10 protein-coding genes are annotated in these 12,536 nt (G+C 55.9%); 6 read left to right on the top strand and 4 right to left on the bottom strand.

Going from position 1 to position 12,536, the window contains the following annotated elements:
* Window positions 1-467 precede the first annotated feature (467 nt).
* The 6 genes from bioA (at window position 468) to HMPREF1207_RS25585 (ending at window position 7,373) form a co-directional block, all read left to right on the top strand.
* Window positions 468-1,829, top strand: a complete 1,362-nt coding sequence (bioA, locus tag HMPREF1207_RS25610; protein WP_009673795.1) for an adenosylmethionine--8-amino-7-oxononanoate transaminase — start codon at window positions 468-470, stop codon at window positions 1,827-1,829.
* Complete coding sequence (gene bioD / locus HMPREF1207_RS25605) at window positions 1,826-2,638, top strand: dethiobiotin synthase (protein WP_009673701.1); 813 nt, start codon at window positions 1,826-1,828, stop codon at window positions 2,636-2,638. Before bioA ends, bioD begins: the two co-directional genes overlap by 4 nt.
* Window positions 2,635-3,822: an 8-amino-7-oxononanoate synthase gene (gene bioF, locus HMPREF1207_RS25600; RefSeq protein WP_009673642.1), complete on the top strand. Its 1,188-nt coding sequence runs from the start codon at window positions 2,635-2,637 to the stop codon at window positions 3,820-3,822. Before bioD ends, bioF begins: the two co-directional genes overlap by 4 nt.
* Window positions 3,819-4,751 (top strand): alpha/beta fold hydrolase, encoded by a 933-nt coding sequence (locus HMPREF1207_RS25595; RefSeq protein ID WP_009673758.1) that lies wholly within the window; start codon window positions 3,819-3,821, stop codon window positions 4,749-4,751. The genes bioF and HMPREF1207_RS25595 overlap by 4 nt, the downstream gene beginning before the upstream one ends.
* Window positions 4,714-5,649, top strand: a complete 936-nt coding sequence (locus tag HMPREF1207_RS25590) for a methyltransferase (RefSeq protein ID WP_009673887.1) — start codon at window positions 4,714-4,716, stop codon at window positions 5,647-5,649. The genes HMPREF1207_RS25595 and HMPREF1207_RS25590 overlap by 38 nt, the downstream gene beginning before the upstream one ends.
* 371 nt (window positions 5,650-6,020) lie before the next feature.
* Window positions 6,021-7,373 (top strand): lytic polysaccharide monooxygenase, encoded by a 1,353-nt coding sequence (locus tag HMPREF1207_RS25585; protein ID WP_009673860.1) that lies wholly within the window; start codon window positions 6,021-6,023, stop codon window positions 7,371-7,373.
* Between the two features lie 245 nt (window positions 7,374-7,618).
* Here HMPREF1207_RS25585 and HMPREF1207_RS25580 read toward each other — a convergent pair whose 3' ends face one another.
* From HMPREF1207_RS25580 to HMPREF1207_RS25565, 4 genes are all read right to left on the bottom strand, one after another.
* Entirely contained in the window at window positions 7,619-9,244 is a 1,626-nt protein-coding gene (locus HMPREF1207_RS25580; RefSeq protein WP_016424141.1) for a phospholipase D-like domain-containing protein, read from the bottom strand.
* A gap of 129 nt (window positions 9,245-9,373) precedes the next feature.
* The gene (gene rpmG / locus HMPREF1207_RS25575; RefSeq protein ID WP_009673609.1) at window positions 9,374-9,523 is read right to left on the bottom strand and encodes a 50S ribosomal protein L33; all 150 of its coding nucleotides are present in this window, start codon (window positions 9,521-9,523) and stop codon (window positions 9,374-9,376) included.
* 37 nt (window positions 9,524-9,560) lie between these two features.
* Entirely contained in the window at window positions 9,561-10,769 is a 1,209-nt protein-coding gene (locus HMPREF1207_RS25570; protein ID WP_009673715.1) for a GTP-binding protein, read from the bottom strand.
* Between the two features lie 390 nt (window positions 10,770-11,159).
* Complete coding sequence (locus HMPREF1207_RS25565) at window positions 11,160-12,176, bottom strand: potassium channel family protein (RefSeq protein ID WP_009673788.1); 1,017 nt, start codon at window positions 12,174-12,176, stop codon at window positions 11,160-11,162.
* Between the last annotated feature and the right edge of the window lie 360 nt (window positions 12,177-12,536).

Below are 12,536 nucleotides of genomic sequence, written 5' to 3'. Positions count from 1 at the left end.
TTATAAATAAAATTTTTAAAGCAAAATGTAAGCGATTAAATTTAATTGGAATTTTATTTTAGTGACCAAAATTATTACTGAGCCGCGTATACATAACATGAATATGACATGATAAACTTTTTTAGGCTTCACAAACGCAAGTGACTAGAATACACACGGTCAATTGGACCTTGAATTTCAATAGATTTTAGCTGGATGTGTAAGGAGATATGACTAGTAGGTAAGATTTTTACCACGAAGAAATTAATTGTGAGGAAATGGCATTCTACTGCCGGAAAGCTAGGCGAGAAGCTGTGTTGAGAGAGAGTCTTGAGGCCCCTCTATGGAAGCTTAAGGAAATCTTTATCTTTTCCCCACCTCTCCTCTATCATTCTATCTGCAAACTTGATATTTTCGAATGAACGTTATATTGTTAACCTGTATTTAACGCATGAGGTTGACAATTAAAATGGAAGGATGCGGTTTGCTTGCTTACAGACTACGAACAATTGGCTGAACTGAACAAAGCCCACCTCTGGCACCCTTTTACGCAGATGAAGGATTACAACGCTGCCGATCCCGTCATTATCGAACGCGGAGATGGCGTCCGGCTTTTTGACACAGAGGGAAAAGCTTATTATGACGGTTTTTCATCCGTCTGGCTCAACGTGCACGGCCACGGTGTTCCGGAACTGAACCAGGCGATTATCCGGCAGCTTGAACTCGTTGCACACTCCACCTTGCTCGGACTAAGCAATATTCCCGCCATCAAGCTGGCCGCTAAACTGTCGGAAATCGCACCGGACGGGCTCCGGAAAGTATTTTTTTCGGATTCTGGCGCAACCGGCGTGGAAATTGCCCTGAAAATGGCCTATCAATACGCGCGCAACAAAGGCATGGAAAGCAAACGAACGTTTATCACGATGAAAGAAGCTTATCACGGAGATACGATCGGCGCGGTTAGCGTAGGAGCGATTCCGCTGTATCATGAAGTTTTCCGTCCGCTGCTTTTTGAGGCTCATACGATCCCTTACCCGGATTCTTTCCGGCACCCGGGCGGCGCATCCGGCGCGATGACCGAAACGCTGGAAACGCTGCGGCTGCTGCTCGAAGCACGAGCCGATGAAATAGCCGGTCTCATCGTCGAGCCGGTTGTGCAGGGCGCCAGCGGCATCATCGTCATGCCTGAGGGCTGCCTTCGCGAAATCGCCCGGCTGTGCCGCAAGCACGGCGTGCTGCTGATCGCGGACGAGGTGGCGACCGGATTCGGACGCACGGGCGCTATGTTTGCCTGCAATCTCGAAGACGTGGCACCGGATCTCATGGTGGTGGGCAAAGGCTTGACGGGCGGCTATCTTCCGGTAGCGGCTACGCTTGCGACCGAGGACGTGTATGACGCCTTCTATGCGGATTACGAGGAGCAGAAAACGTTTTTCCACGGTCACTCCTATACTGGAAATCCGTTGGGCTGCGCGGTCGCTCTGGAAAATCTCCGCTTGATGGAAGAACGCCGTATAGTGGAAGGCGTTGCCGCCAAAGCCGAATTTGTAGCCGGCAAGCTCTCTTCCCTGAAAGCAAGCCCCCACGTGGGCGATATCCGGCAGCAAGGTCTTCTCGTCGGAATTGAGCTGGTCCGCGACAGAAAGACCAAGGAGCCCTACGCCTGGGAGGAACGGATTGGCGTTCATGTATGTGCGCGGGCCCGGGAACTGGGGCTGCTGACACGGCCGCTCGGCAATGTAATCGTCTTCATCCCCCCGCTGGCAAGTACACGGGATGAGCTGGGTGCCATGACGGACATCATCGCCGCTTCTATCCGTGACGTTACGGAACAGGGGTGGCGGCCGTGAGCGGAATCCGGGGAATCTTCGTAACCGGGACGGATACCGGAGCCGGCAAGACGGTCGTCACGGCCGCCCTGGCCGCCGCGCTTCGCTCGGAAGGCTGGAACGTGGGCGTCTGGAAGCCGGTGCAGTCCGGCGAACCCATCGGCAGCGGACTAAGCGACGCCGAAAAACTTGCGGCTGGAAGCGGCGTTTCCGAGCCGCCGGAAGAAGTGGCGTCCTTTACGTTACGCGCTCCGCTTGCGCCTTTACTCGCCGCAAAGGCAGAAGGCGTTCGTCTGACGATGGACATGCTATATGAAGCCGGGCAGCCCTTGTGTTCACGCTACGATGCGATGCTCGTCGAAGGAGCGGGCGGGGCGGCGGTCCCCTTGACGGAAGACGCCCTGCTTGCGGAATGGATCGCCTTCCTCCGCATGCCGGTGCTGATCGTAGCCCGCGCGGGACTCGGCACGGTCAATCATACCCTCCTGACGGTCTCGTTCCTGAGGCAGCACGGGGTTGACATTCTGGGTGTCGTGCTCAATGAAGGCGCCTGCGCTCCTGGGGCTCCGGGGGTTCTTGAGTCTGCGGACGTACAAAACGCGCCGGACGGGCTGGACCCGAGCGTTGCCGGAAATGCCGACTTAATCGAAACATTCGGCGGCGTCAAGGTTTTGGGGCGTTTTCCGTCTATAGGGAACGTGCAGGGGCCGCACCTGCTCGCGGAGACCGCACATACGACACTGGATCTGGCTCCAGTCCGCTCCTTTTTGTCGAAATGCCTGGAGCCGTCACCGGAACCCTCCGGAGAAGGTTCCGAGGTGCGGATATGAACACAATGATCTGGATCGATAATGAACTGCAGACGTTGGCGGACGAATCTCTGGAGCGGACGCTGACGGATACCGGAGTATCCCGCTCGTTTCCCGGCCATTTGATGCGCGGAGGGCAGATTCTTCTTGATCTGACTTCCAATGATTATCTGGGCCTGAGCCGTCATCCGGACATCGCGGAAGCGATGCGCGGCGCGCTGCTGGAGGAATGCGGATCGGGAGCGGCGGCTTCCCGGCTTCTTACAGGCAACCGGCCGCCTTACAGCGAACTGGAAGCCGAACTGGCCGTCTGGCAGAAGAAGGAAGCCTCGCTCGTTTTCGCTAACGGCTATATGGCCAACCTCGGTACGATACGCGCCTTGGTCGGCCGGGGAGACGCCGTTTTTTCCGATCGGCTCAATCACGCCAGCATAACGGACGGCATCATCCTGAGCCGGGCCGGACATATCCGCTACCGGCACAACGATATGGAGCATTTGGAACACCTGCTCAAAAAATCCGATAAAGCAAGGCGCAGGCTGATCGTAACGGATTCCATCTTCTCTATGGATGGAGATTCGGCGCCCCTCCACAAGCTGGTGGAGCTGAAACACAATTACGACGCGATGCTCATGGTGGACGAGGCTCACGCGGAGGGGGTGTACGGATCGAACGGCGAAGGGCTTTGCCACGCCATGGATGTGCACCGGGAAGCCGACGTCATCATGGGTACGTTCAGCAAAGCTTTCGGCGTGTACGGAGCGCATATTTCCGGCAGCCGGACTCTGATCCGCTGGCTGGTCAATAAAGCTCGCCCCCTCGTTTATTCGACCGCTCTGCCGCCGCCCGTTGCTGCCGGGATATACCGGGCCCTGGGGATTGTGCAGACCGCGCATGACCGGCGGAATCATCTCCGGGCAGTTTCCGGCCGGTTCCGCCAAAGGCTTGCGCAAGCCGGACTGAACGTGATGCCGGGAGACTCGCCCATCGTTCCCGTGATTGCCGGAAGCAGTCGCGATTCGCTTCGTTGGTGCGAAGCGCTCGAACGGCACGGTATCGCCGCCCCCGCCATACGTCCTCCGACTGTTCCGGCGGGCAGCGCCCGGGTCCGCTTCTCCCTTTCGGCGGCGCATAGCGATGCCGTATTGAGCAAGGCAGCCGAAAGCATCGTGAGCGCGGCAGCGGAAGCGGGGATTCTCGCATGAAGCGTGCCCTTTCTCAAACGCCCGGCCGGGGCGTTCACCCGGTGAAGGAGCACGGCGGCGCAGAACAGCGCGCAAAGCACTCCACACCCATTAACACGGAGTTTGGCCTCCAACCAAGTGCATATTATGAACGTCCCCGTGCTTTCTCGAAAAAAAGCGGTTCGATCCTGTGGCTCAGCGGCTGGAGCATGCCGCCTGCCGTCTTCGATGATGTCCGGCGGGAGCTTCCGGAATTCCGGCATTTCTGTGCGGATTACGGCTCGGCGGAATCCCCCGGGGCTATCGCGGATTCGGTCCGTCGCCTCGCTCTGTCTCTCCGGGCTTGCGAATCGCATGGCGAACCGCATGAGAGTGCGCTTCCGGCTCCCCTGCTGATCGCGGGCTGGTCACTGGGCGGGCTGCTCGCCCTGCGGCTCGCTTCCGAAGGATTAGCCGACGGGCTGGTGTTGTTCGGAGCCACCGCCTGTTTTGTGCGCCGGCCCGCCGAGCAACACTCAGGCTGGGCTCCCGCTTCCGTGCAGGCCATGATTCCGGCGCTCCGCCAAGATGCGGACCGGGTGCTTCAGCAGTTCCGCAGGCTGATGTTCACGAAAGAGGAGCGGCGGGACGGACTTGACGCCAGACTTCCCGAAGCGAGCGGTTGGAGCGTGCCGGGGCTTATCGCCGGCCTAGAGCTTCTCGTCGCCGAGGATGTGCGGGACGTGCTGCCGGACATTCACTGCCCGACCCTGTTGATTCACGGTACGCACGATAAGGTATGCCCTTACGGCGCGGCACTGGAAATACAAACGGGCGTTCCGCAGACCGTACTCGTGGAAGCCGCCGGACGCGGCCATGTTCCCTTTCTGCAAAAAGAACGGCAAACCGCCGAAACGATAAGGAGCTGGTGGAATGACTCATCTGAGCGGCAGAATCCGGCGTCAGTTTGACCGGAGCGCAGCCGGGCTTTACGACCAAAATGCCGCGGTTCAGCGGTTTATGACCGCGCAGCTTGCCCGGCTGATCCGGGACGAGCTGCCGCCGCCGCATAGCCGGCTTGCCCGTATTCCAGCAGGCCATCCGCCGGTGCTGGAAATCGGCTGCGGCACGGGCCTGCTCACGGAGCGGCTGGCGGCCTTGCTGCCGCCCGGCGGCGAAATGACCGCGGCCGATCTCTCGCCCGCCATGCTGGATGCGGCGAGAAACCGGCTGGGTGCCCGCAGCGGGCGAAACGATCGCGATTCCGACGCTCCCCGGGAATCTTCGGCGCCGGCGCCTATTTCGCCCGGCTTCCCGGACAACCAGCCCGACTCCGTCCGGTTCCTGCAGGCCGATATCGAAAAATGGGCCGCCGACGCCCCCTCTTCTTCTTACGGGCTGATCGCTTCCAGCGCCTGCTTCCAGTGGTTCACCCGCCCCGCGCAGACGCTGTTTCACCTGCGCAGGCTCCTGAAGCCCGGCGGCAAGCTGATGTTTGCCACCTTCGGCCCGGCTACGTTTACCGAGCTGCACCATTCTTTCGACAAAGCTTACCGGTCTATGGAAATCCCGCCGCAGCGGCACGGTTTGTCTTTTCACGGCGGGGACGAGTGGACGGATATGCTTCGTCAAGCTGGCTTCGGCGAGATTCGGACGACGCGCCTCGTGCGGACCGAGTATTTTCCCGACGTCGCCCTCTTCTTAAAAAGCGTGAAATCTCTCGGCGCAAGCACGACTAACGCCTTACAGCTGCCGGGCCTGAGCCCCAGACGCCTTTTCAGCGGCATGTTTGAACATTACGAAAAAGATTACGGCACACAGGGACGTATCCCGGTTACTTACGAGCTGCTGTTCATCCGGGCGACTTGAACCGATTTAAGCCTTCGTTCGTCCCTTTGTTTTTTCCTTCGATAGTTTAGAAATAAATGATTGAGTCATCCTGGTAAATGATGTATATTTTAGTTATAAAAGGCTGTTTCACCTCCATGGAGCTTACTTTGTAAGTCTCCTCCTCGGTTTAATGTAAGCGTTTTATCGCCCCGGCAATCGAATCCGGTATAAGCTCTCACGAGAGTTTATATAACACCACTTCCGAAAGGAGGCTGACCGGCAATCTTGCACCGCAATCGTCCGCAAACTCCCGTTTTACCGAAAGGAGGTTATTGACGAATTTCTAAGCGATCGTGCGCAGCGCCCCTTCGTTCCGATTCGAACCCCAATCCATTCAAGGAGGCTCTTTTATGACCCCAATCTCGCTCCGCAATCCTGTACTGGCCAAGTGTCTGATCGCAAGCGGACTGGCACTGGCTTTGGCGTTCTGCCTGCTCCTTATTACCGAAAAAGCGTCGGCACACGGATACATCGAATCACCGGGAAGCCGCGGTTACCTGTGCGCTGCCGGCAAAAATAAAAACTGCGGTGCGATCATCTACGAGCCGCAAAGTCTCGAAGCCTACAAGGGATTCCCCGCAGCCGGACCGGCGGACGGCAAAATTGCCAGCGCAAGCGGCCTGTTTCCGGAACTGGATCAGCAATCGGCCACACGTTGGACCAAAGTGAACATGTCTTCGGGAACGAATACGTTCAAATGGACCATTGAAGCCAATCATGCAACTACCAGCTGGAAGTACTATATCACCAAGCAGAACTGGGATCCAAACGCGCCTTTGAGCCGCGCATCCTTCGATCTGCAGCCTTTCTGCTCCGTCAACTTTAAAGGAAAACAACCGGGATTCACATACACGGACACCTGTAATGTGCCAAGCAGAACGGGTTACCAGGTCATTCTGGCCGTTTGGGAAATCGCGGATACGGAGAATGCCTTCTACAACGTAATCGACGCCAATTTCGGCGGCAGCGGACCGGCCGATACAACGGCACCGACTGCACCGTCAAACGCGTCAGCTTCCAACATTACGGCGACCGGCGCGACGATCAGTTGGAGCGCGGCAACGGATAACGTCGGTGTGACGGCCTACAAGATTTATAACGGCTCCACGCTCGTCGGCACGACTGCAAACGGAACGACGCTGAGCTACAACACGGCCGGATTGACGGCGAACACGTCCTACACGTTCACGGTCCGCGCCACGGACGCGGCCGGCAATGACTCGGCTGCCAGCAACGCCGTGACGTTCAAAACAACGGCTGCCGCAGCCGATACGACAGCGCCTACCGCTCCGTCCGGGCTGCAAGTCGTCGGTTCGCCGACTTCTTCGTCCGTTTCGCTCAAATGGGGCGCTTCCACCGATAATGTCGGTGTAACCGGCTACCGTGTCTATCAAGGCGCCGCGCTCGTAAAATCCGTCTCCGGCACAACGCTGGATACCGTGGTGAGCGGATTGAGCGCCAGTACCGCTTACACGTACACGGTGCGCGCTTTCGATGCGGCCGGCAACGAATCGGCTGACAGCAATGCCGTCAGCGCTACGACCTCCGCTCCTTCGGCAGCCGCTCCGTGGGCTCCGAACACCGCTTATACGGCGGGCACGCTCGTAACGTATAACGGCAGCACATACGAGTGTCGGCAGTCGCACACTTCCCTGGTCGGCTGGGAGCCTGCCAACGTCCCGACCTTGTGGCTGAAAAAATAAACTCCGGCGCGAGCACTCCTGCTCGCCGCCCCTCTTGAACGAAAAAGAGCGGCCCTCCCGTTGTCCGACGGAAGGCGCCGCTCTTTTTCTGTGACGTTAAACCGGTTCAGGTGTACGCACGCACCCATCGTACCGTATGAAGAGGCGTCCGGCGGCTCGTAAACGAACGAGGAATAGGAAGCCGGAAGTCCCGTCATTCTTGCCGTTCGGCCCGTTCCGTCAGTCCCTTCAATCCCTCGATCCGGTCAGGTGAAATTTTGCGTCAGTTTGTTCCAATACGTGGATGGATGCAGGGCAGGGTATTTAAAAAAGGTTTCCGGCCCGGAGATTTTCTCCGATACGCTTAAATCATAGTCAATCATTTTTTTCACTTGATCCGCAAACGATCTTCCTTTGACCAGCACCCCCAGCTCGAAATCGTGGCAGGCGCTTCGTTCATTGATATTGTAGGAACCGTGAAACACGCAGTCGGACCGCTTGTCATAGGTGATTTTCCAATGAGAAAATCGCTCCGTATGACTGTAGTCATAGAACGCGACGCCTTTGAGAAAAGGCTCGTACATGTTGCTGCGCACCGCCGATCCGTTGGTCGGATGGTCGTTGACACGCAGGGGGTTGCATAACGCGATGCACCCCGACCTCTGCTCATCCAGGCTTTTCAGCTCATCCCAGAAGGCTTGGTCGATCAGGTACGGGTTGACGATCACCGTTTCGTCACCGGCATACGTGAGCAGAGACAAATAATACTGCTGGATCACGTTTACCGGATTCCCGGGAAAGCTCGCGTACAGCGTGCATTCTTCGTCACCGAAGCGCATATCTCTCTCCGGCTTGTAGAAAGAATCTTCCGGATCGAACACGTCTCCGCCAAGCACCGTCCACTGAAAGGAAAAGATCCGGTTCAGCGTTATTGCTGCGGCTCCCCGGATTCGAAAACATCCGTCGTGCCACTCTTCTTCCCGGGCCGGTACGCCAAGCCCGGGACCTCTGTCCCCTTCCGCATATATTTGTTCGGGATCGGTCAAAACCGGTGTATCGAACAAATATTGATCCCCTACATTCACGGATCCGACAATAGAGCTGATTCCGTCGACGATCATAAATTTCCGGTGATTGACCACGTTGACTCCCATCGTCATCTGCTCCTGGACGTAATCTTGGAGAAACAGGCTGCTTTCGGGCACTCCCCGGGAAGCCAGCTCCGCTCTCTTGGCGGGCCACTCTTCGTTGCCGTAGCACGTTTTGAACGTATTGATGACCTGGCCTCCGGCTTCTTTGAGTGTTTCGATCACTTCCTCCATATCCCCGACGGCGAGGTTCATGTTGTAGCCCAAGGCGGTAATTCCGAAATCGGCCATCAGCCGGACTTTGACGCCCCGCTTCAGCGCATCCAGCAGCGCTCCGGCGATTTTTTTCCCGGATTGGTCGTTAAAAAACAGCATCACGGAAAAGTGGATATACCGCTCCGCTCCCCCGATCTCGTCCAGCAGGACGCGCAGGCAGTCCGGACCGTTCACGTAGGCGTCGACCCTGTTACCGGACGTTGTCTGCGGCAGCAGAGCGTTCAGCTTGGCCAGATCCAAACGCTTCACATATGAACCCAGTTCTTCGATTACCTCCTGCCCGACGCCGGGTATAGACAGAAGCTGCTCATAACTCGTAAAAATGCCCCCGATTTCCTGCCGGTAACGGGCAGCCGCCTCGAACGGGATGTTGGCGGAAGCGAAATCCACAGCCTGCTGAGCCCCGTCGATCACCTTGTCTACCGGCCCCCGGGAAAGCAAATAATTAATAAAATTTTTAATTCCCTCCCGCACCGCTGTCGCGTCCTCACAGGAAGTTTGTTCCGTCTCTTTGTTCGGCTTTTCCATCGTCAACCCTTCTCTCCCTTAGCTGCGGCCATGTCTACTATACCTTTAAACAAAAAAAAGAGCGGTTACCCGCTCTTTTTCATCCAAAATCAGGAAATACTCTCCCTGTATCGAGTTGATGCCGTTTCTTCAGCGCGTTTCCCTGTGCAGCGTGTGGCGCTTAAGGCGCGGACAGTATTTGCGCAGTTCCAGCCGGTTCGGCTGAGTTTTCTTGTTTTTCGTCGTCGTATAGTTGCGGTCGCCCGTTTCCGTGCACGCCAGCGTAACCGTCACTCTCATGCCCATTCACCTCCTCCTTATCCTCTTCCTGTTCCGTTTAAAAAGAGGCCTCATTCAGCTCACCGACCAAATTAGGCAGTTCATCCGCAAAACGGCTCCAATCGCTCCGCATTTCTTCTTCGGTCAGCAGACAGGCATCCAGGGAACGGACAATTTCCCCTTGATCCAAATCAAGCCCGATAAACACTACTTTGTTGATGCGATCGCCGTAAACAGGGTCCCAGCGCGGGATGGAATCTCCTTCTTCGGCAAGGATTGCCTGCTTCTCCGTTTCCGGGAGCGCGGCCACCCAATAGCCCGCCGGTCCGAACCGGATCGAAGGCCCCGCCTGGCTGAGATTCTGGGCGAACTTGTTCCGGGTAGCGAGCCACATGATTCCTTTGGCCCTCACGATTTCCGCCGGCCAGTCCTCCATCCAGCTTTTCAGACGCCGGGGCTCGAAGGGCAGGGTGCGCTCGTACACGAAAGAAGAAATTCCGTACTCGTCGGTTTCGGGCGTATGCTCCTCCTTCTCCATTTCCCGTATCCAGCCTGCGGAAGCGCTGGCTTCTTCGAAATTGAACAGATTCGTGTTCAAAATCTCGGCCGGAGCCACCTCACCCATAACGGACCGGATGAATTTCGCTCTCGGCTGAAGGGAACGGAGTACGCGCTCCAGCTCCAGAAGCTCGTCCGGGTCGATCCTGTCGCATTTGTTAAGCACAAGCACATCGCAAAATTCAATCTGGTCGATCAGCAGATCGACCACGTCCCGATTGTCGTCGTCGCTGACGGCCTGGTTGCGGTCCAGAAGCGTTTCTCCAGAAGCGTAGTCATGCCAGAACCGGAAAGCGTCCACGACCGTAACCATGGTGTCCAGACGGCAGTACCGGGTCAGATCGATGTCCTGCTCCTCGTCGATATAAGTAAAAGTTTGAGCTACAGGCAGCGGTTCTCCCACCCCGGTCGATTCGATCAGAATGTAATCGAAGCGGTTTTCTTTCGCCAGCCGCTCCACTTCTTTCAACAGATCGTCGCGCAGGGTGCAGCAGATGCAGCCGTTGGACATCTCGACGAGGCTTTCGTTCGTACGCGAAATCCCACCGCCGTCGCGGATCAGATCCGCATCCATGTTCACTTCGCTCAAATCATTGACGATAACGGCCACCTTTAAGCCGTCCCGGTTATTCAGCACATGATTCAGCAGGGTTGTTTTTCCGGCGCCCAAGTAGCCGCTTAATACCGTCACGGGTATTTTGTTATCCATTTCATCGCACTCCTTTATTCGGTATTACTAGCGCGTCATGATCACCGAACTCCGCCTCGTTAAAACGGCGATTAGCATGTCCGTCTTCTTTTCAGCCCCGGTATGTAAGGGCGACTGGCGTTTTCATTATGTTAATAGTAATCGTTACGATTACGTATAACGGAAAATATACCGTCTTTCGTTTCCTCTGTCAACATCAAATTTTGAGTATCCATGAAACATATGCCCCTGCTTCAACCGTAACTCGAACATGTTGGAAAACGAGCTTTTGGGATCGCATTTCAGCCATTAAGCCCGGTTCCGCATAAAAAAAGCCAAACCCTTTCCAAGGTTTGGCTTGTTGCTCGGTCCGCCGTTTATCTTCGACAGACCGCTTTTTAGACGATTGGGTTATGTATGGTCCCGCAAATGCTTGTACGTCTCGGGCGAGCATACGACGAACAGCTTCGCGTCCGCCGGAATCGGATCGTTCAGCCGTGTATTGATGCTTAAATCCTGGCGGTCGGCGAGCAGGGTCGCGCCTTTTTTAAGAAGGTCCTGAAAGGCGTCGTAATAGTTCGCCCAAGCGGGATTCACCGACACTTCGTAAATCTCTCCCCCATACTGCCTGCTGATCAGCTGCATGTACAGCTCAACGCTGCCCTCGTTCAGCGCCGACCGGACGGCCAGCATGGAAACCGCGTCGTGCGATAGAATGAAATCGTTTACTTTTACGTGCCGGAAGTTCTGAATATGCTTCTCCGACATAATTTCCGCGGTCGTATAAACATCGGGAGCGAGTCTTTCGATGCTGGCCGCGATAAGCAGCGTTTTGCCGTCCACCAGGGACGAACCGCTGCTTGTTTCATCGGCGAAAATAATGGCTGATCTGGCTTTATCCAGCCCAGCCCGGATCAGCGTCTTATCTAGAGTGGGGTCGCCGCTTACAAAATGAACCTTTTTGTGGTCGTAAGGAATTTTCTCGTTTTCATCTATAATGACGATTTCCAGTTCGGGATCTGAAGCGATAAGTTCCTCTACGGCGGAATAAGCCTTCTTATTCCAGGTGATGACGACGATGTGACCGCGGCCATGATAATTCACTTTTCCGGTTTCCCTCCTTATTTTCAAAGTTGCAAAGGCATCAATGATTTTTCCGATTACGAGACTGAGAAGTCCGATTCCGAACAGATACAGAAAGATCGTGAACAGCTTGCCCAAAGCCGTTTTCATAAAATAATCGCCATACCCGACGGTCGCCATCGTTGTCATGACCCAGTACAGGCTGTTGAACCAGGTCTCGAACGTGTCCGGTTCCAGCCAGTAAGCGAGCACGGAGGCGAGCAGCACAAACAACAGGGCCATAACCGCCAGCAGCCCGTTGCTTAAACGTAAAATCCGGTGGGCGTAACGCAGAAATAAATGCAAACTTCGACACCTCCATGTGTTTATTTTACGGAAAATAACGGAAATTGTCTTCATTTGGCATGAAGAAAAAACAAGCTGCCACAGGATGGAGTTCCGCGCGACAGTGGAGCGGGCAAGTCGGGTTTCCGTCCGATGGCGGCGGATGGGGGTTGAAACCGGAGCAAACCTGGTATATACTAAGCAAAATCATTATATCGGTATCACGCCCGTGAAGAGATTCCAACTCGGAGGCGTTATCGCCAAGGAGAAGCACAGCGCTTCCCCTAAGTTAACCGGGTCCGCCCGTTACCGCGGAACTAAAGTGGATTGGACGCCGCAAACGTCCGGTCAATTTGGGTGGCACCGCGAGAACATAAAAGC

Origin of the sequence: Paenibacillus sp. HGH0039, from assembly GCF_000411255.1 — a bacterium.
Taxonomy (GTDB): Bacteria; Bacillota; Bacilli; order Paenibacillales; family NBRC-103111; genus Paenibacillus_F.
Note: the sequence above shows the minus strand (reverse complement) of the source record. Positions and strands in the feature narration are given on the sequence as shown.